The organism is Pseudomonas paraeruginosa (assembly GCF_003025345.2).
Classification (GTDB): domain Bacteria; phylum Pseudomonadota; class Gammaproteobacteria; order Pseudomonadales; family Pseudomonadaceae; genus Pseudomonas; species Pseudomonas paraeruginosa.
Map to the genome: position 1 here is coordinate 5,282,542 of NZ_CP020560.1, position 19,387 is coordinate 5,301,928.

18 protein-coding genes and 1 pseudogene are annotated in these 19,387 nt (G+C 67.7%); 5 read left to right on the top strand and 14 right to left on the bottom strand.

Features of this window, described 5'->3' with window-relative positions; all coding sequences use genetic code 11:
- Positions 1 to 16 precede the first annotated feature (16 nt).
- From B7D75_RS25085 to B7D75_RS25105, 5 genes are all read right to left on the bottom strand, one after another.
- A complete protein-coding gene (locus tag B7D75_RS25085) occupies positions 17 to 226 on the bottom strand; it encodes a hypothetical protein (protein WP_107114528.1) in 210 nt (69 codons plus the stop codon).
- Between the two features lie 50 nt (positions 227 to 276).
- Complete coding sequence (locus B7D75_RS25090; RefSeq protein WP_012077544.1) at positions 277 to 1,053, bottom strand: hypothetical protein; 777 nt, start codon at positions 1,051 to 1,053, stop codon at positions 277 to 279.
- Between the two features lie 64 nt (positions 1,054 to 1,117).
- Entirely contained in the window at positions 1,118 to 3,829 is a 2,712-nt protein-coding gene (mgtA, locus tag B7D75_RS25095; protein WP_003151512.1) for a magnesium-translocating P-type ATPase, read from the bottom strand.
- 230 nt (positions 3,830 to 4,059) lie between these two features.
- Positions 4,060 to 4,278 (bottom strand): hypothetical protein, encoded by a 219-nt coding sequence (locus B7D75_RS25100; protein WP_107114529.1) that lies wholly within the window; start codon positions 4,276 to 4,278, stop codon positions 4,060 to 4,062.
- A 330-nt stretch (positions 4,279 to 4,608) separates the two neighbouring features.
- Positions 4,609 to 5,448: an arylamine N-acetyltransferase family protein gene (locus B7D75_RS25105; RefSeq protein WP_107114530.1), complete on the bottom strand. Its 840-nt coding sequence runs from the start codon at positions 5,446 to 5,448 to the stop codon at positions 4,609 to 4,611.
- Positions 5,449 to 5,572: 124 nt separating this feature from the next.
- Here B7D75_RS25105 and B7D75_RS25110 point away from each other — a divergent pair, with 124 nt between their 5' ends.
- Complete coding sequence (locus B7D75_RS25110) at positions 5,573 to 6,028, top strand: DUF2214 family protein (protein ID WP_012077546.1); 456 nt, start codon at positions 5,573 to 5,575, stop codon at positions 6,026 to 6,028.
- Positions 6,029 to 6,113: 85 nt separating this feature from the next.
- On the opposite strand, the pseudogene B7D75_RS25115 reads toward B7D75_RS25110, so the two are convergent.
- Positions 6,114 to 6,628, bottom strand: a pseudogene (locus B7D75_RS25115) (FAD-dependent oxidoreductase); the annotation flags it as partial.
- A gap of 169 nt (positions 6,629 to 6,797) precedes the next feature.
- On the opposite strand from B7D75_RS25115, the gene B7D75_RS25120 reads away from it, so the two are divergent.
- Positions 6,798 to 7,337, top strand: coding sequence for a PaaI family thioesterase (locus tag B7D75_RS25120; RefSeq protein ID WP_012077548.1), 540 nt, complete (start codon positions 6,798 to 6,800; stop codon positions 7,335 to 7,337).
- 68 nt (positions 7,338 to 7,405) lie between these two features.
- Positions 7,406 to 7,978 carry a TetR/AcrR family transcriptional regulator gene (locus B7D75_RS25125; RefSeq protein ID WP_012077549.1) on the top strand — a complete coding sequence of 191 codons (573 nt, stop codon included), beginning with the start codon at positions 7,406 to 7,408 and terminating at the stop codon, positions 7,976 to 7,978.
- Positions 7,979 to 8,090: 112 nt separating this feature from the next.
- Here the strand turns inward: B7D75_RS25125 and B7D75_RS25130 are convergent, their stop codons facing one another.
- Positions 8,091 to 8,888 carry an SDR family NAD(P)-dependent oxidoreductase gene (locus tag B7D75_RS25130; protein ID WP_107114531.1) on the bottom strand — a complete coding sequence of 266 codons (798 nt, stop codon included), beginning with the start codon at positions 8,886 to 8,888 and terminating at the stop codon, positions 8,091 to 8,093.
- 220 nt (positions 8,889 to 9,108) lie between these two features.
- Here B7D75_RS25130 and trhA point away from each other — a divergent pair, with 220 nt between their 5' ends.
- Complete coding sequence (gene trhA, locus B7D75_RS25135) at positions 9,109 to 9,726, top strand: PAQR family membrane homeostasis protein TrhA (protein WP_003151528.1); 618 nt, start codon at positions 9,109 to 9,111, stop codon at positions 9,724 to 9,726.
- A gap of 44 nt (positions 9,727 to 9,770) precedes the next feature.
- Here trhA and cntI read toward each other — a convergent pair whose 3' ends face one another.
- From cntI to cntO, 4 genes are read right to left on the bottom strand one after another with little or no spacing between them, the layout of a single operon-like run.
- Entirely contained in the window at positions 9,771 to 10,625 is an 855-nt protein-coding gene (gene cntI / locus B7D75_RS25140; protein WP_012077551.1) for a pseudopaline transport inner membrane protein CntI, read from the bottom strand.
- Positions 10,607 to 11,908 (bottom strand): opine metallophore biosynthesis dehydrogenase, encoded by a 1,302-nt coding sequence (locus B7D75_RS25145; RefSeq protein ID WP_107114532.1) that lies wholly within the window; start codon positions 11,906 to 11,908, stop codon positions 10,607 to 10,609. The genes cntI and B7D75_RS25145 overlap by 19 nt, the downstream gene beginning before the upstream one ends.
- The gene (gene cntL, locus B7D75_RS25150; RefSeq protein ID WP_034081530.1) at positions 11,905 to 12,696 is read right to left on the bottom strand and encodes a pseudopaline biosynthesis protein CntL; all 792 of its coding nucleotides are present in this window, start codon (positions 12,694 to 12,696) and stop codon (positions 11,905 to 11,907) included. The genes B7D75_RS25145 and cntL overlap by 4 nt, the downstream gene beginning before the upstream one ends.
- 27 nt (positions 12,697 to 12,723) lie before the next feature.
- Entirely contained in the window at positions 12,724 to 14,847 is a 2,124-nt protein-coding gene (gene cntO, locus B7D75_RS25155) for a pseudopaline transport outer membrane protein CntO (RefSeq protein WP_107114533.1), read from the bottom strand.
- 140 nt (positions 14,848 to 14,987) lie between these two features.
- Here cntO and B7D75_RS25160 point away from each other — a divergent pair, with 140 nt between their 5' ends.
- Positions 14,988 to 16,142, top strand: a complete 1,155-nt coding sequence (locus B7D75_RS25160) for a DUF1624 domain-containing protein (protein WP_003157492.1) — start codon at positions 14,988 to 14,990, stop codon at positions 16,140 to 16,142.
- Between the two features lie 141 nt (positions 16,143 to 16,283).
- On the opposite strand, the gene B7D75_RS29620 is transcribed toward B7D75_RS25160, so the two are convergent.
- The 3 genes from B7D75_RS29620 to B7D75_RS25170 form a co-directional block, all read right to left on the bottom strand.
- Entirely contained in the window at positions 16,284 to 16,454 is a 171-nt protein-coding gene (locus B7D75_RS29620; RefSeq protein ID WP_003157493.1) for a hypothetical protein, read from the bottom strand.
- A gap of 222 nt (positions 16,455 to 16,676) precedes the next feature.
- On the bottom strand, positions 16,677 to 18,587 hold the full coding sequence (gene speA / locus B7D75_RS25165; protein WP_003157495.1) for an arginine decarboxylase: 1,911 nt from the start codon (positions 18,585 to 18,587) through the stop codon (positions 16,677 to 16,679).
- A gap of 248 nt (positions 18,588 to 18,835) precedes the next feature.
- The gene (locus B7D75_RS25170) at positions 18,836 to 19,207 is read right to left on the bottom strand and encodes a translation initiation factor Sui1 (protein WP_003157496.1); all 372 of its coding nucleotides are present in this window, start codon (positions 19,205 to 19,207) and stop codon (positions 18,836 to 18,838) included.
- Positions 19,208 to 19,387 lie beyond the last annotated feature (180 nt).

Genomic DNA, 19,387 nt, shown 5'->3' on the forward strand with positions numbered 1-19,387 from the left:
CGTGGATGGAACGGGCTCATTGACCCATGGCCAGCCTGAGCGAGGCGCGATTGAGCGCGCTCGAGCAGTCCAGCAGGCACTTCACCTCGAGCTGGCTCAGCCGGCCGCTGGCGTAGGCGCGCACGCTGATCACCATCAGCAAGTGCGCGGCCTTCGCCAGGAACCGCACCGCCAGGCCGCATAGGACGCGACGCGGCATCCCCAGGGTTTTGCGCACAGCGTTCATGGCAGGCACCTCGGTGGCAGCGAGCGCCCCGGACGGAGCGCTCCCCGGGCTCAGAAACGCAAGGTCGCCCCCGACACCAGCCAGCGTTCGCGCTCGCCGCGCAGGTGAGCGCCGAGCAGCAGGTCGAGGTCCAGCCGCTGGCCCAGGTGCCAGCGCGGCCCGGCCTGCCAGCCGCTGTCGCCGGCCGACTCGCCGAAGCGCTCGGCGATCAGGGTCAACGGTTCGCCGAGCGCGTACTCCAGGCCGACGCCCCAGTTCCAGCGGTGCTGGCGAGCGCCCTCGGCGTAGGCATGGCCGAGGCCGGCCGAGGCATTCAGGCGCAGGGCGGTGGTTGGCTGGTAGCTCAACGGCAGGCTGAAGCCGGCGCCCTCGAAGGCGTGCCGGCGATCCAGGTAGACATCCGCCGTCAGTGCCAGGGCCAGCGCCAGGCCGAGTTCCTCGCGGGCCAGCAGCGGCGTCTTCAGTTCGGGACTCAGGCGACGCTGCCGCTGGCCGGCGTCGCCCTCGCCCACCAGCGCCGCGCCGAGTTGCAGCGACGGCAGGGCGGAGAAGGTGCAGGCCGGCGCCAGCACCGACTGGTAGCGGTTGGCGTGGCGGCGCTCACGCTGGTGCCAGGTGTCCAGGTTGCATTCGCCGACGGGATTGATCTCGCCATCGTCGACCCGGTAGGCGCCGCCCGCGGCGCGGGCTTCGGACAACAGGGCCAGCAGCAGGACCGCGGCGAGCGCGCCGGCGAGGAAGCCCAGGCGCCAGCGCAGGGCCCGCCGCAGCGGAGCCGGCAGCGGTTCGAACAGGGGCGCCCGTGGGCGCCGTGGGTGCAAGGTCATGAGGCGACTCTCCATACGTGGGTCAGGGGATGGCCGAGAGGCCGGGCGAAGCCCGGCCGATCGCTTAGAACCACTGGCCGAAGCGGCGGATGTAGAGCGTCTTCATGGTCTGCGCGGTGACGCAGTAGCAGAGCAGCGTACCCACCAGCCAGGGGAAGTATTCCCACGGCAGCGGTTGCAGGCCGACCATCGCGCCCAGCGGCGAGAACGGCACGTAGATGCCCAGCGCCATCACCAGGCCGGTCATCAGCATCACCGGCAGCGCCGCGGTGCTCTGGATGAAGGGGATCTTCTGGGTGCGCAGCATGTGCACCACCAGGGTCTGCGAGAGCAGGCCCTCGATGAACCAGCCGGACTGGAACAGCGACTGCATTTCCGGACTGTTGGCGGCGAACACGAACCACATCAGCGCGTAGGTGGTGATGTCGAAGATCGACGAGGTCGGACCGATCCAGACCATGAAGCGGCCGATGTTCTTCGCGTCCCACTTGCGCGGCCTGGCGAGGAATTCCTTGTCCATCTTGTCCCACGGCAGCGACAGCTGGGAGATGTCGTACATCAGGTTCTGCAGCAGCAGGTGGATCGCCAGCATCGGCAGGAAGGGAATGAAGGCGCTGGCGACCAGTACCGAGAATACGTTGCCGAAGTTGGAACTGGCGGTCATGTTCAGGTACTTCATGATGTTGCCGAAGGTCTCGCGGCCCTTGATGACGCCTTCCTCCAGTACCATCAGGCTCTTTTCCAGGAGGATGATGTCGGCCGATTCCTTGGCGATGTCGGTGCCGCTGTCCACCGAGATGCCGACGTCGGCGTCGCGCAGCGCCGGGGCATCGTTGATGCCGTCGCCGAGGAAGCCGACGGTGTGGCCGTTGGCCTGCAGCGCCTTGAGCACCCGCGACTTCTGCAGCGGCGTCAGCTTGGCGAACACCGTGCGCTCCTCGGCCAGGCGTTGCAGGCTGGCGTCGTCCAGCAGGTCGATATCGCGGCCGAGCAGCGGCTCACCTACTTCCAGGCCGACCTCGCGGCAGATCTTCGCGCTGACCACCGGGTTGTCGCCGGTCAGCACCTTCACCGCCACGCCGTTCTCGCGCAGCGCGGCGATGGCCGGGCCGGCGGTCTCCTTCGGCGGGTCGAGGAAGGTCAGCAGGCCGGCGATCACCAGCTCGCGCTCGTCGCCGGCGCCGTACTGGGCCTGGGATTGCGTGCGCGACAGGCTGCGGGTGCCCAGCAGCAGCACGCGGAAGCCGTCGCGGTTGTATTCCTCGGCCAGCGCCAGCAAGGCGCGGCGGCGTTCGTCGTCGAGCGGCAGGTCGACGCCATCCTGGTGCACCCGGGTGGCGATCTCGAGCATCTCCTCGACCGCCCCCTTGCACACCAGCAGGTGCTCGCCGCCGTTGCCCTCGAGGATCACCGAGAGACGCCGGCGGACGAAGTCGAACGGCAGCTCGTCGACCTTGCGCCAGGCGTCCTGCGGGGTGAAGCGCGGATTCTGCTCGACGAAGTTCACCACCGCGCGGTCCATCAGGTTCTTCATCCCGGACTGGTGGAAGCTGTTCAGCCAGGCCAGTTGCAGGACCCGGTCGCAGCGCCGGCCGGCGACGTCGACATGGTGCTCGAGGATGATCCGGTCCTGGGTCAGGGTGCCGGTCTTGTCGGTGCAGAGCACGTCCATCGCGCCGAAGTTCTGGATCGCGTTGAGGCGCTTGACCACCACCTTGCGCCGCGACATCGCCACCGCGCCCTTGGCCAGGTTGGCGCTGACGATCATCGGCAGCATCTCCGGAGTCAGGCCCACGGCCACCGCCAGGGCGAACATGAACGCCTCGGCCCAGTCGCCCTTGGTGAAACCGTTGATCAGCAGCACGATCGGCACCATCACCAGCATGAAGCGGATCAGCAGCCAGCTGACGCTGTTCACCCCGCGGTCGAAGGCGGTCTGCGCCCGCGAACCGACGATGGAGCGGGCCAGCGAGCCGAAGTAGGTGCGCGCGCCGGTGGCGACCACCACCGCGGTGGCCGTGCCGCTGACCACGTTGGTGCCCATGAAGCAGATGTTCGGTAGCTCGAGCAGGTCCTGCTGGTCGGCGGCCATGCGGTTGGCGGACTTCTCGCGGACCGCGCCGAGGGTGTCGTACTTCTCCACCGGCAACGCCTCGCCGGTGAGCACGGCCTGGCTGATGAACAGGTCGCGCGACTCGATCAGGCGAATATCGGCGGGGATCATGTCGCCGGCGGACAGGCGCACGATGTCGCCGACCACCAGCTCGCCCATGGGGATTTCCCGCAGCTCGCCACGCATGCCGCGCTCGTCGCGGCGCAGCACGGTGGCGGTGGTCCGCACCATGGCCTTGAGCGCCTCGGCGGCCTTGCCCGAACGGTACTCCTGCCAGAAGCGCATCAGGCCGCTGACCAGGACCATGCAGAGGACGATGATGACGCCGGTGAGATCGGTTTCCTCACCGTCCTGCAGCGGCAGCCAGAAGTCGGTGAAGAAGCTGATCGCGGAGAGCGTCATCAGCACGTAGATGAAGGGGTTGTTGAACGCTTGCAGCAGTTGCACCAGCACGTGCGGCGGGCGGTCGTGGGCCACTTCGTTGGGGCCGTCGGCATGCAGCCGGGCGGCGGCCTCGGCCTGGTCGAGGCCGTCCTGGCGGCCGCGGACGTTGGAGAGGGTGGTTTCCAGGCTGTTCTGCGCCTCGCGGGCGGCGCGCATGGACAGTCGGTCGTTGCGGCGCTCGGTATCGAGCTGGGTATTGCGTTGGGTCGCTACGCTCATGACTCGGGTCTCCTGTCGCGAGCAGCGCGACGGCGACACGAGTCGGTTGCCGGTCAGGTGACGGGCAACGGCGTGCCGGGTCGCGATGTTCGCGATCGGTGGAAATAAGGTTCGGCTGGTCCGGATGAGGCCCACTGCGCGCGGCCGCTCAGGCGGCACGCAGCAGGCCGACTTGGTGGTTCGTCCATGGCAGGCTCCTTGTGCGAAAGGTTCGGAGGATGGGGAAAGCGTCAGCCGCGTAGCGGGCGGCGGGCGCTCCCGGGGGTCTCGTCGACCTGCGTCTCCAGGCGGCGGCATTCCAGGCGACCGCCGGCCGGGCTGACACGCCAGGCGAGGGTCGCGGAAAGACCATGGGCTGGAGGAACGGCGCCGGGGGACTGGGCGGCGCGCACGCGTATCCTCGCCACGAAGGCGGATACGCCGGGGGAAACCGAATTATCGAAGTTCATGACTCACCTGTGCCCGACGAGCCGGACACGGGTGAGAAGCAGTGGGTCAGCCCAGGATGCCGCTCAACCGACCGACCCGTTGCGGGTTCCGTCGTACGTTGGTTTGGGTCCTCGCACCAGCCGGCGTTTGCATGGCCGGGCGACGACTACTGGGAATACTGTCCATGGCTCTCTTCGTAGGGGGAAAGAAAGTGCCCGGTTCTGCGGGCGGGGCTTTTATAGACCTCTCGCCAGGCGAGGTCAACCGAAAAAGCCGTTTCGTTCAGGCTTCTGTTGAACATCGGAAAATTCCTGCAAGAGACCGGCTGAAATCGCCGGCCCAGCCCTTCCTCAGGCAGCGATCAGCCCGGCCAGTCGCCGCGCCAACGCCGGTACGTCGCGCAGCGGATCGAGGCGCAGGCGGAAACGGGTCTGCAGGATGTCCAGCAGTTCGTCGACGTCGCTTACCTGGCGCTGCAGCGTCTCGCCATCGCCGGCGCGCTGGCCGAACAGCCCGTCGGCCAGGGTCAGGCGCAGGTCGCCCTCGCTTATGGCGGCCTTCAGGCCCTGGCGGAACACGCTCTGCGGGTGGGTCGAGGTGTACCAGTTGCGCGGGATGTAATCGAGCCACAGCTGCGCGCGCAGGTCGAAGCGGTACAGCGGCAGCCAGCCGTGGCGGCCACGTACGGCGCTTTCGTACAGGCCGGCGTGCGGATCGAGCAGGCGCACGCAGTGGGCCTGGCCGGGATCGCCCTGGTCGCCCGGCAATGGCAGCGCCCGCGGCGGGTTGGCCGAGCCGAAGCCGACGTCGACCAGGAATTCGCCCTCGGCCAGGTAGACACGCAGCATCAGGTGCGATTGCTGGGTCAGCGGCGCGTCCTCCGGCAGGCCCCAGCGCACCCGCGCCACCAGCAGCTCGAGACGATAGTCGAGGGCCAGCAACAGGCGTGCGAACAGCGAGTTGAGCTCGAAGCAGTAGCCGCCGCGGCTGCCCTCGACGACCTTGGCGAAGACCTTGTCGGCATCGATCCCGATCGGCCGCTCGAGCAGCACGTCGAGGTTCTCGAAGGCGACCCGGCGCAGGTGCGCACCGATCAGCCGGTCGAGGTTCGCCAGGCTCGGCGGACCGGGATCGTCGACAGCGAGGTGGTTCAGGTAGGCGCGGGTCTGGTCGGACGTCAGCGGGGTCATGGCGGGCTCCGGGAAAGTGGCCAGGTCGATTCTAGACGCATTCCCGGGCAACGCCGGAAGCATCGCCGGGCGCGACGCCACGGGTTCTGCTTGACTGTGCCCATCCCACCCGAGGAGCGCCGCCATGGCCCAGGCAATCGCCGCCTACCTGCACTATCTGTCGATCTTCCTGCTGTTCGCCCTGCTGGTCCTGCAGCATCGCCTGCTGCGCCTGCCGCTGGATCTGGAGCGCGCCCGCAGCCTGGCCGCCATCGACCGCGGCTACGGCCTCTGCGCGCTGGCGGTGCTGGCCAGCGGCCTGGCGCGGGTGCTGTGGTACGGCAAGGGCGTCGACTATTACCTGCACAACGGCGTGTTCCACGCCAAGGTCGGGCTGTTCGTCCTCGCCGCCCTGGTCTCGCTGCTGCCGACCGTGACCTTCCTCGGCTGGCGCGGCGCCTTGAAGGCCGGCGAAGTGCCGGTCGTGGCACCGGCCCAGGGCCGCCGGGTGGTACTGGCGGTACGCCTGCAACTGCTGTTGCTGCTGGTCATCCCGCTGCTGGCCTCGCTGATGGCGCGCGGCATCGGCCTGCGTGGCTGAGGCTTCAGTGCTGCCTGGCCCGTCCGCGCACGTCCAGCGCCGCCTGGCGCAACGCCTCGGAGCGGGTCGGGTGCGGACGGCAGGTCAGCGCCAGGGCGCCGGTGGAGTCGGGGATGCGCTGGTCACGCCGGGTAGCGGCGCCGGCTCCGAGCCGGTGGCGATGACGATGTCGCGCGCCTCCAGCAGCGAGTGGCTGCCGTCGGCGTGGGTCACCTCGACCCGCCCCTCGCCCTGTAGCCGCGCCCAGCCCTTGATCCATTGCACCTTGTGCTTGCGGAAGAGGAACCCGATGCCGCGGGTCAGGCCGGCGACGCTTTCGTCCTTCTGCCTCATCATCTGCGCCAGGTCCAGTTCCGGGCTGACCCGGATGCCGAGCCGGGCGAACTCGCCATCGCTCGCCGCCGTGTACAGTTCCGAGGCATGCAGCAAGGCCCTGGACGGCATGCAGCCGACGTTCAGTCAGGTGCTGCCGAGGGTCTCGCGGCCCTCCATGCAGGCCACCGCCAGGCCCGGTTGGCCGGCCCGGCTGGCGGCGTTGTAGCCGCCGGGCCCGGCACCGATCACGATCACGATCACGATCACGTCATAGCGTTGCATCATCCTGCTCCTCGGCTCTGCCGCCGCGCGCCCTCCCCGAAGCGCCGCCACAGCGGTGTGCGGGAGGCCGGGAGAGACCACGACGGCGATTGTATTTCGCTCGTCATGCAAAGTTTATATGATGACCGTAATTTTTCTGCACGCCCTTCCCACAGACGACAGGAGCGACACCATGGACCAGCCCAACCGCGAAGACCGCCTGCATGCCTGGCTCGCCATCGAGCGCGACACCCGTGCCCGCCTGGGCGCCAGCGGCACCCTGAGCCTGCGGCAGGTCGCCGCGCTCACCCCGCGCGAATTCTTCGACCGCATCGGCAACGGCGAACTGCCCTGCCCACCCTATGGCGAACTGATCGACTTCGTGCCCATCGAGTGGGCCGATGGCTACTTCCTCTTCCAGGGCACCCCGGACCGCCGCCACTACAACCCGCTGGGCAGCGTGCACGGTGGCTACGCCGCATCGCTGCTGGATTCCTGCATGGGCTGCGCGGTGCATACCCGGCTCCAGGCCGGACAGGGCTATACCACCACCGATCTGCGCGTCAGCTACCTGCGCGCGCTGACCGACAAGGTCGGCCCGGTGCGCGCCGAGGGCCGGGTAGTGCACGTGGGACGCTCGACGGCGGTGGCCGAGGGTCGCCTCTACGACGTCGACGACCGCCTCTACGCCGTCGGCTCGACCACCTGCCTGATCCTGCAGATGCCCGCCTGAACGCCTGCGTGGCCAGGGATGGCCCCGGGCGGTAAGATGACGGGCAGCATCCCAAGGTAGCGAAAGCCATGCGTTATCCCGAAGACCACAAGCAGAAGACTCGCCAGCGCATCGTCGAGGAAGCCGCCCGCCTGTTCCGCCAGGACGGCGTCGGCGCCACCGGCCTGCAACCGCTGATGAAGGCCCTGGGCCTGACCCATGGCGGCTTCTACGCGCACTTCAAGTCCAAGGACGACCTGGTGGAAACCGCCCTGCAGCACGCCGCCGCCCAGCTCAAGGAGGCGACCGCCCCGCTGGCCGACAGCGAGCGGCCGCTGGCGGCGCTGATCGGGCTGTACCTGTCGCCGCGCCATCGCGACGACCCCGGTGCCGGCTGTCCCTTGCCGACCCTGTCGGCGGAACTCGGCCAGCGCGGTACGCCGAGCCCGACCAGCGATGCGATAGTCCGCGATCGGCTGGAACTGATCGAGTCCGCCCTGCCGGGAGAAGACGCCGGCGAGCGCAGCGTGCTGCTGCTCGCGGCGCTGGTCGGCGCGCTGCAGTTGTCGCGCAGCGTACAGGACGAGGCGCTGTCGCAACGCATCCTCGCGGCGACCCGCAGGAAGCTGCTGGAACAGGTGGAAAGCGGCAACGGCGGATAGCGCCGCCGGTATCATTCGCCCTCTCGATGCAAGCGGCAGCAACCGGGCTTGCCCACGCCCGGCCGTTCTCCCCTCTCGTCAAAGTGCGACAGGCCGCTGCGGCACCTGCCACTCAGCCCAGGTAGCGCTCCGCCGGCCGCCGCCGCGACAGGTTCGGCCCGAGCTTCGCCCGCGCGCTCATCAGCGCCTGCCAGTCCGCCGCGTCCGGCAGCGACGGGATGGTCACCGCTTCGCCCCGGTCGAAGCCGACCAGCGCCGCGTCCACCAGGTCCCCGACCTCCATCACCATCTCCGCGGGAATGCCGGCGGTTCCGCTCCCGCTGCGCTCCCAGATCTCCGTGCGGGTGACGCCGGGCAACACCGCCTGGACGTACACCCCGCTACCGGCCAGCTCATGCTGCAGGGACTGGCTCAGGCCCAGCACGTAGGCCTTGGTGGCGCTGTAGACGGCGTTGAACAGCTCCGGCGCCAGCGCCACCACCGAGCCGAGGTTGACGATCGCGCCGCCGCCACGGCGGGCGAAACCGTCCGCGGCGCCAGCCGCCAGGCGGGTCAGGGCGACCACGTTGAGGGTGATCATCCGTTCCACCCGGGCCATGTCGGCATCCGCCAGCGAACCGTTCATCGCCACCCCGGCGTTGTTCACCAGCAGGCGGATCGAGGCATCCTCGCGCAGGCGTCGCTCCACGCGCAGCACCTCGTCGCGCTCGGTGAGGTCCGCCCGCAGGATCTCCACCCTGACCCCATGCGTCGCGCGCAGGCGCTCGGCGAGATCTTCCAGGCGCAGCTGGTCACGCGCCACCAGCAGCAGGTCGTGGCCGCGACGCGCCAGGCGTTCGGCATAGGTCGCGCCGATCCCGGAGGAGGCGCCGGTGACCAGGGCGACGCCCTGGCCGATCTTCTCGTTCATCAAGTTAGTCTCCGTTGGCGCGATATGCCGCGACAGGCTGGCGCGGAAGTATGACAAATATAATATTATGATCGACATATTTTTCGTCAAGCGTTCCCGTCTCGGTCAGGCCCGGGGAACCTTCATACAGCCGTCACGGAAAATGCCAATAAAAGGTCGGGACACTCCGGCCCCCACTTGCCCTAAGATGGTTTCGCTCATCGCGGGAGGATCATGCGTCATGTATCACGGTGAAAGACTCAACGCCTGGACCCACCTGGTCGGTGCGGTCGCCGCCTGCTCCGGCGCCGTCTGGCTGACGGTCCTGGCAAGCCTCAACGGCAGTCCGTGGAAGATCGTCGGCGTCAGCGTCTACGGCGTCACCCTGACCCTGCTCTACAGCATTTCCACCGCCTACCACAGCGTGCGCGGGCGGGCGAAGGTGGTGATGCGCAAGCTCGACCACCTGTCGATCTACCTGCTGATCGCCGGCACCTATACCCCGTTCTGCCTGGTCACCCTGCGCGGCCCCTGGGGCTGGACCCTGTTCGGCATCGTCTGGGGCCTGGCGCTGCTCGGCATGCTCCAGGAGATCAAGCCGCGCTCCGAGGCGCGGGTATTGTCGGTGGTGATCTACGCGGTGATGGGCTGGATCGTGCTGATCGCGGTGAAACCGCTGCTCGCCGCCCTCGGCAGCGCCGGCTTCACCTGGCTGGCGGCCGGCGGCGTGCTCTACACCGTGGGCATCGTCTTCTACGCCTACGATCACCGCTTCCGCCACTGGCACGGTATCTGGCACCTGTTCGTGATCGCCGGCAGCCTGCTGCATTTCGTGGCGATCTGGCGCTACGTGCTCTAGATCGCGCCCAACGCGTTCCCGTGCGCGGCAGGCGCCCCCGGCAATCAGCCCTTCTTCACCCGCGACAGGGCGATACAGGCCACCACGATCAGCACGCCGCCGGCGATGGTCAGCCCGTCCGGCACTTCACTCCAGAACAGCCAGCCCCAGCCGGCGTTGAAGACGATGCCGATGTAGCGAGTCACCGCGACGATAGTTGCGCTTTCATGGCTGAAAGCGCGGGTGAGGAACACCTGGCCGAGCAGCGAGACCACCCCGATGGCCAGCAGCAGTCCCCACTCGCGCAACGTCGCCGGCACCACGAAGTCGTTCCACATCAGCGGGATCGCCACCAGGGTCGCCACTGCCAGGAAGTAGAAGACGATCTCGTAGGTATGGTGGCGGGCGCTCAGTTGCCGGATCGCCACCGAGGCGCCGGCGGCGAACACCGCGCTGAGCAAGCCGATCGCCGCGTACACCGAATAGCTGGAATAGCTGAACGGCTTGACGATCATCAATGCGCCGAGCACCACTACCAGCAGCAGTCCATAGACTGCCGGCGGAATCCGCTCGCCGAGGAACAGCGCGGAGAACAGGATGACGAAGAACGGCGACATATGCGCCAGGATGCTCGCATCCGCCAGCGGGATGTGGGCGATGGCGTAGAAATAGCAGACCAGGTAGAGCGCCCCCATCACCCCGCGCACCAGCAGCATTGGCACACCCTGGCGCGACAGGCTCACGCCGGCCTGGCGCATCAGCAGGTAGATCAGCAGTGTGCCGATGGCACTGCGGAAGAACACGATCTCGGCGGCCGGCAGGGTGGCGCTGGCTTCCTTGACCAACGCGTTCATCACGCTGAAGGTGAAGGAGGCCAGCACCGCCAGCAACACCCCACTCTTCAGCAGGTCGAGCACCATTGGCGGTAGATGGCGTCCGCCGCCGGACGGCTGTCGATCGGATACAGGCTTGGATGGCACTGGCTCGCTCCTTGGCAATCGATGAATCGGGACACGGCGTTCTCGTAGCTCGCCAGCAGGCTGCGCGCCTGCGGCATGGCCAGGTCGAAGTGGGCGGCCAGCGCGACGATCAGCGCCAGCTTGCGGTAGTCCTCCAGCGGCACCCGCGGGAGCCGCCAGAGTCCCGCTTCGTCGCGGTAGACGCGGCGGAACGGCACGGCGGAAAAGTCGAAGTGGCGACCCTGCTCGTCGGCCGGCGAAAAAGGATCGACCAGCAATGCCGCGTAGCGCACGAACAGCAGGTATTCCTGGCGCTGCGCGTCGGACTCGACGAAGCCATCGATGGCCGCGCGCGGCAGCATCGTCTCGTGCACCGGGTAGTTGTCGTCGTTGAGGAACCGCAGCAGGTTCAGCGGCTCGGCGCCCATCCGCCGCAACAGTTCGCTCAGTTCGCACCAAAGGCGCCGCATGGCGCCGATGGCCGCCGGGGTGATCGGGCCTTCCGGATAGAGCTTGTACATGAAGCCCGGCGGTCCCTGCCGGGAGAACACCCGTTCGAGGGCGAACTCGCCGAGGAACAACGGGCTGTGTACATAGGTGGTGATGTTGCGGCCCTCCGCCGCTTCCGGGGACGCCAGGGGCACCACCTCCACCCCGCTACCGCCCAGGACCCGCCGCCAGGTCTCCCGGGCCGGGCAGCGCTGCCGGCTGGAGCCCAGGTAGACCCTGCGCTTGAGCGCCTTGGTCAGGGCCCGCAGCGGCTGTGTCTCGTCGATCACCTTGGTCGCCGCGTAATAGCTGGACAGGCTCAGCACGGTCGCCTGGCACCCCGCCGGCAGGGCGCTGCGCACCAACAGATTGGCGCCGATGAAGGCCGACATCAGCACCAGCGCGCGGACCCGCCCGAGTCGCTCCCAAGGCAGTTGCCGGACCACCTCCAGGTAGCTGTCGGCCGGCACGCAGAGCACCAGGGTCTGCCATTCGTCCTGCAGTTCGTCGGGCCGCTGGTAGAAGGCGTCCAGCGCCACGTTGCCGGACAGCCCGCGGAGTTGCCCCTGCCCTTCCAGTTGCAGGCAGGCGCCGCGCGCCAGGGCCGCGGCGATCCGCTGGCTGCGCTGGCCGGGATGGTTCAGCGCGGCCAGGCGGCCGACGCCATGCCGGCGCAGGTCCAGCGCGACCTGGATCGCCACCGCGCCCAGACCGACCAACAGGGCATTACCCAGGCTCCCATCATCGGCGTTCATCGACCGGACTTCTCCAGGATCAGGGTGTCGTACAGCGGCTGGCTGACCCGCTCCGCGCAAACCCGCCAGCCCTCGAGCTCGGCCGGTTCCACCGGGTAGTTGAACAGACCCTTGATGCCGCTGCCGTGACGCAACAGTACCTTGGCGTCGGCGCGCATGACCTGGCGGATCTGCGCCAGTACCGCGCTTTTCTGCTGCACCAGCGAAGCGATCAGGAAATGCGTGGCATCGCGGGAAAACGCCAGTTCCGCCGGCGGCCGCGAGGAAAACTGCATGCGGGCCTCCAGCCCCTGGCAGCGCGCGATCTCGCGGGCACACCCCAGGGCCTCCTCGTCGATGTCCAGGCAGCACAAATGCGCGCCGACCTCGCGCGCCAGCACCAGGGCCGACGTCGGCAGGGCCCCTGAGCCGACGAACAGGACCCGTGCATCGGCATCTATCCCGGCGCTGTCGAGTTCGCCGCGGATGGATTCCAGCAGGCCGCCCAGGTAGCGGCCCATCTCGCCGGGTTCATGCAGCGCGCCCTGGCAAAGGTGCTTCTCCAGTTCGCACAGGGCCTGCACCGCCGCGTCGCGCAGGCGCAGGCCGAGCGCCTGCAATGCAGGATCGTCCGAATCGGCCTGCCACTGCGCCCGGCTGCAATCCTCCCCGATCAGTCCGCTGAGGCGGTCGAGCTTGCGCCTGAGGATCTCGTAGCAGCCACAGCATTCGCGGGCATAGCCGGTGAGCAGGCGGATCTCGCACTCCAGTTCGCGGAGGGTTTCCAGCAACGGTGGGCGTCCTTGCATGGCGAGGCTTCCTGGCAGCGGAAAGGGTCAGTAGTTCAGGGTCAGGCTCATGGTCAGGTTGCGCGGCTCGCCGGGGGCGACCCAGACGTTGTTGTAGGAACGTTCGTAGTAGCGGCGATCGAAGATGTTGTTGAAGTTCACCCCGAGGGTGGCATTGCTCGCCAGCGGATAGTGCGCGAGCAGGTCGACGGTGGTGTAGGCCGGCAGTTCGAAGCCGCCGTTGCTGTCCCCGGCGCGCTCGCCGACGTAGTTGACCGCCGCGCCGGCGTCGGCACCGCGCAGCCAGCCGTCGGGGAATTCGTAGACGCCCATCAGGCTGCCGCTGTGCTTCGGCACGTTGAGCAGGCGGCTGCCGCGGGCGAGGTTCTCGTCCTTGGTCACCTCGGCGTCGATGTAGGCGTAGGCGCCGATCAGCCGCACCTGGTCGGTGAGCTGGCCGCTGAACTGCAGATCGAAACCCTGGCTGCGCGCCTCGCCGGCGGTCTGCTGGTAGCCGGGGTTGTCCGGATCGGCGGTGAGCACGTTCTTCTTTTTCAGGTGGAACGCGGCAAGGGTCATGCCCAGCCGGCCGTCGAGCAGGTCGAGCTTCACTCCCGCCTCGTAGCCGCGGCCCTCCTCCGGGTCGAAGGCCTTGCCGGCCACATCAGTGCCGCCGTTGGGCTTGAACGACTTCGAGGCGTTGGCGAACAGGCCGATTTCCGCGGTCGCCTGGTACAGCACGCCGATGCGCGGAGTGGTGGCACGCTGGGTCTGCTGCGAGCTGGTGTCGCGGAAGTTGCCGTTGTTGAGGCGGGTAGCGTTCATGTCCTGGCGGTAGCGGTCGAAGCGCACGCCGAGCAGGCCGCGCCACTTCTCGCTGAACTCGATCTGGTCCTGCAGGTTGAGGGCCATCGCGTCGACCTCCTCGTGGTTGCGGTCGTCGCGGCCGAACGGCGGCTTCGGCTGGCCGTAGACCGGCCGGCGGATGTCGATGGCATAGGGGTTGCGCGAGGGGATGCTGCGCAGGATCAGCTCGTCGTTGTGGTAGCGCTCGTACTCCAGGCCCATCAGCAACTGGTGGCGGATCGAGCCGGTATGGAGGTCGCCGAGCAGGTCGAGCTGGGTGATGCTGTCGTGCCACTCGAAGTCGCGGTAGCGGTACTCGCGGCGCAGGGTGTAGCCGTCGGCGGCGAGGCTGGAGTTCTCCGAGGCGTAGCCGTCCAGGTGGCCATGCTTGTAGTGGCTGGCCAGGCGCAGGCTCCATTGCTCGTTGAAGTGGTGGCGCAGGGTGGCCTGGAGGGTTTCGTTGTCGTTGTCGATCTTGCCATCGTCCGGTTCGCCGAAGAAGCGCGAGCGCGGCAGGCTGCCCAGGTGGTTGTGCGGCGCCACCGTGCCACGGTCGAAGACCTGGCGATTGCGCACCACCTCGGCCTCCACCAGCAGCGAGGTATCCGGATTCAACTGCCAGCTGAACGACGGCGCCACCAGCACGCGCTGACCTTCGGCATGGTCGCGGAAGCCCTTGCTGTCCTCCACCGCCAGGTTCATCCGGTAGAGCAGGTCACCCTCGTCGTCCAGCGGCGTGTTCAGGTCCAGGGTCGAGCGATAGCGGTCCCAGCTGCCGGCGCTGGCATGGAAACGGGCGAAGCGCTCGGCCTGTGGCTTCTTGGTCACCAGGTTCACCGTGCCGCCGGGGTCGCCGCGTCCGTAGAGGCTGGAGGCCGGTCCCTTGAGGGTTTCGACGCGCTCGATGGTGGCGCTGTCCGGCGCGTTCATGTAGCCACGGTTGGCACTGAAACCGTCGCGGTAGAACTCCGAGGTGGTGAAGCCACGGACGTTGTACTCGAACATCGTCAGGCCGCCGAAGTTGTTCTGCCGCGACACCCCGCCCGCGAAGTCCAGCGCCCGTTCGATGCGGCTGCTGTCGAGGTCGTCGAGCACCTGGCGCGGCACTACACTGATGGCCTGCGGGATGTCCTCGATACGGGTGTCGGTACGCGTGGCGCTGGCCGAGCGATTGGCCCGGTAGCCCTGCACCGGGCCCTCCGCGCGCTCTGCCTCGGCGGTGACCGTGAGGACTTCCAGCTCCGCGGGGCTTTCGGTTTCCGCCCAGAGCGCCGGACTGCTGCAACCGAGGCCGACACCGAGGACAAGCGACACACTGACTCTCATGGGAAATCGCACCAGAAAAGAAATGATATACTATAACGCTATCAGCTAGATTATCCTGTCGCAATACAATGACCGCTTCCAACCCGCCGCTCTTCAACGGCTTGTGACGCCCATCCACCCTTGCCGCAGCCAGCCCCGCCATGCCCAACGCCTTTTCGCCCTCCGGCCGCCTGCACAGCATCGACGCCCTGCGCGGCCTGGTAATGCTGTTCATGCTGCTCGACCATGTCCGCGAGACTTTCTTCCTGCATCGCCAGGTCGGTGACCCCATGGACGTCGCCAGCACCGAGCCGGCGTTGTTCCTCAGCCGCACCCTGGCGCACCTGTGCGCGCCGGTATTCGTCTTCCTCACTGGCCTGTCGGCATTCCTCTACGGCGAGAAACACCAGGGACGCCAGGCGGTCTCGGCATTCCTGTTCAAGCGCGGATTGTTCCTGGTCGCGCTGGAACTGACGCTGGTGAACTTCGCCTGGACCTTCCAGTTGCCGCCGACGGTGATCTACCTCCAGGTAATCTGGGCGATCGGCCTGAGCATGCTCGCCCTGGCCGCCCTGCTCTGGCTGCCGCGCCCGATGCTGGCTGGGCTCGGCGTGCTGCTGGTGGCCGGGCACAACCTGCTCGACCCCATCCACTTCGCGCCCGGCTCTTCCTGGCACCTGCCCTGGGCGGTGCTCCACGACCGTGGCTGGATCGAAGCCGGCGACGCCCTGCGCCTGCGCACTTCCTATCCCCTGCTGCCATGGATCGGGGTGATCGCCCTGGGCTACGCCGCCGGCCCCTGGTTCGCCAGCGCCACGCCTGCCGCCAGCCGGCGCCGCTACCTGCTGGCGAGCGGCGCCGGCCTGCTGCTCGGCTTCCTCCTGCTGCGCCTGCTCAACGGCTACGGGGAACAGCCCTGGACGCTCGGGGAAACGGCCGTCACCACCCTGATGGGCTTCTTCAACATCACCAAGTATCCGCCGTCGCTGCTCTTCCTCGCCCTCACCCTGGGCACCGGCCTGCTGCTCCTGGCCCGGTTCGAGCGTCTGGACCGGCAAGGGCCCGGCAAGGTGCTGACGGTCTTCGGCGCGGCGCCGATGTTCTTCTACCTGCTGCATCTCTACGTGCTGAAGCTGCTCTATCTGCTGGCGCTGGGCATCTGGGGCGCCAACCAGGGCGCCTACTTCGGCTTTTCCTCGGTGGCGGCGCTCTGGCTCTGCAGCGTCCTGCTGGCAGGGGCGCTGTACCCGGCGGTGCGCTGGTTCGCCGGCGTGAAGGCGCGACGGCGGGATATCGCCTGGTTGAAGTACTTCTGAGGCGCGAGGCAGCCAGGAGGATTTCGGAGAGCCCCGTGCGGAAAGCTGCCCACACCCCTCTCCCGTAAGCGGGAGAGAGGTGGAGCGGAGTCACCGGGAAATCCCCCTCAGCGCGCTTCGCGCCAAGGCGGCCGCAGCGCCTCAGGCGTACTGGATCAGGCTCCAGACAACCGCTTTGCCGTTGTGCGGCGGCATGGTGTTGCCGCGGGCGATCGGCGCGGTGGTCGACGGTGTATCGCCGGAGCGCCAAACGCCGCTTTCCGGGCATTTCTCGCCGGTCTTTGCCTTGGTGCCGAGTGGAACTTTGCTCATGTTCGCTTTCCTTGTAGGGACGCCAGGACGATCTGGCTCCCGGATACTGAGCAAATTCCCGGCGGCATGCCGCTGGGCGAAGCAGGAAATGGAGGGTTACGGAGGTTTCCCACACAACCAGCAGAATCCTACTAGCCCCACCTGGAACGAAATGGCCGGCGGGAGCATCGCGCGCCCGCCGGCCACCGTTTCGTTCGTTCCCGTCGCGGACGGGCTACCCGCTCAGGACAGGTAGGCCGAACGGGTAAGCCCGAGGCGCAACGCATCCAGGTACTGGTTGCGCTCGCGGGCGGTGAGCTTGGCCCCGGCGACCTTGTCGCGATAGAGGGTCATCAGTTCCTCCGGTGACAGGTGCACGTAACGCAGCATGTCCTCGATGGTGTCGTGGGTCTCGATGCCGGCGTGGTAGACGCCGCCGTCGGCGCGCTGGTAGACGTTCACCGAGTCGGTGTCGCCGAACAGGTTGTGCATGTCGCCGAGGATCTCCTGGTAGGCGCCGACCAGGAACACCCCGATCAGGTAGTCCTCGCCCTCCTTCACCTCGTGCACCGGCAGGCTGGTCTCGATGCTCTGCTCGTCGACGTACTGGGTGATCTTGCCGTCGGAGTCGCAGGTCAGGTCCTGCAGTACCGCGCGCCGATCCGGCTCCTCGCCCAGGCGATGCAGAGGCAGGATCGGCAGCACCTGGCCGATGGCCCAGGTGTCCGGCAGGCTCTGGAATACCGAGAAGTTGCAGATGTACTTGTCGGCGAGCTTGTCGTTGAGTTCGTCGAGCACCTGCCGGTGGGAGCGCTGGCGGGCCTTGAGCTGGTTATGCAGGCGCCGGCAGATGGCGAAGTAGCACTGCTCGGCGAGCGCCTTCTGGGCCAGGCTGATCTTGCCGTCGGCATACTGCGCGGCGGCGTCGCCGATGTAGTGGGTGGCGCGCCAGTAGGTCTCGGTGACCATCTCGGCATCGGTCGGGCCGAGCAGTTCGGCCAACCAGCGGACGATCTCCGGCTGCTCGTCGAGATCGACGATCTTCGGCACATCGTCGATATGCCGCTCGACGTCGGTAACCTGGGTGATCAGCACCGCGTGGTGCGCGGTCAGCGCGCGGCCACTCTCGGAGAAGATGTGCGGATGCGGCAGACCCTGGGCATCGCAGAACTCCTTGAGCATGCCCACCACCACGCCGGCATAGTCGTCGATGTCGTAGTTGATCGAGCTGGCATTGCGCGAGTGGGTGCCGTCGTAGTCCACGCCGAGGCCGCCGCCGACGTCGATGTGGTCGACCGGCAGGCCGAGCGCGCGCAGCTCGCCATAGTAGCGGATGGCTTCCTTGAAGCCGTGCTGGTAGTCGGCCAGGTTGGCGATCTGCGAGCCCATGTGGAAGTGCAGCAGGCGCACGCCCTGGTCGAGACCGGCCTTGCGGAAGCGCTCGACCACCGACAGCAATTGCGCGGCGGAAAGGCCGAACTTGGCCTTCTCGCCACCGGTATCGGCCCACTTCGACGAAGCCAGCGAGGACAGCCGCACGCGCAGGCCGACCTGGGGCTGCACGCCGACGGTGGCGGCCTCCTCGATCACCAGCTGCACCTCGGACTCCTTCTCGATCACGATGAACACGTTGTGCCCGAGCTTCTGCCCCATCAGCGCCAGCCTGATGAACTCGCGGTCCTTGTAGCCGTTGCAGACGATGGTGCCGCCCTTCGGCGCCAGCGCCAATACCGCCATCAGCTCCGGCTTGGAACCGGCTTCCAGGCCGATGGAGACGTTCTCGGTGGCGATGATGTTCTCCACCACCGCTTCCTGCTGGTTGACCTTGATCGGATACAGCGCGGTGTAGCGGCTCTGGTACTCCAGGCGCTGGATGTTCGCGTCGAAGGCGCCGGTGAGCTTGCGCACGCGGTCCTGCAGGATATCCGGGAAGCGCACCAGCAGCGGCAGGCTCAGGCCCGCCTCGCGCAACTGGCCGACCAGCTCGTAGAGATCGATGGGCGTCGAATCGGCCCCCTGCGGACGCACTTCGACGTTGCCGCCATCGTTGATGGCGAAATAACCCGCCCCCCAGTGGCGGATGCCGTATACGCCGCGGCTGTCGGCCACGGTCCAGTTGCTGCCATCGTCTTTGCGAGTCCGTCGAGCGGCCATGCGCGGTGATCTCCTCAATGTCGGGGTCGGCGGGCGCCGGGATCTCCGGACGGCCCTGGGCCGGCGCGCCTGTGGTGGAGGCTAGCCGGGGGATGTGACGTTGCCGTGTTGACCGCCACACTGGGCGGTAGTTTAGGAAAGCCGAGGAAATCCGCTCGTGCGGGTATCCGCGGTCTCCCATCTAGGGAAAGGGCTGGCGCGGCATCGACGATGCCGGACCTGCCCGCTCTCTGCAGGGGAGAACGCGGTCAGCCGCCGGATTTCTTCGCCTTGAAGCCGCGCTTGAGGAGTTCGTCGATCAGCAGGTCGACATGCTCGCCCTGGATTTCCACCACGCCGTCCTTGAGGCTGCCGCCGGTGCCGCAGCGTCGCTTCAGCGCGCTGGCCAGTTCCTTCAGCGCGTCGCCGGCGAGCGGCAGGCCACTGATGGTGGTCACCGTCTTGCCGCCGCGGCCCTTGGTCTCGCGGCGCACGCGCGCGATCCCGTCGCCGACAGGCGCTACGGCCTGCCCGCAGATGCAGGCGTCTTTGGGCTGCTGGCAGTCCGGGCAATGCCGGCCGCCATCCGTGGAATACACCAGCCCGCCGAGGGCGGACAGGGACGAAGCTTTCTTGACCACCGGGCGTTTCCCCCAGAATGGCCTCGACGGGCCAGGTCAACAACGATGGCCGGCGGGAGCCGACCGCGACGCCCCACTCAGGCAGGGGCTGCGCAGGGGCGGTATGGGGACCGCCCCGAAAAGGTCGCGCAATTTAGCAGCATTGCGGGCAAATGCTAAGAGCGAAAATGCGCCATTGAT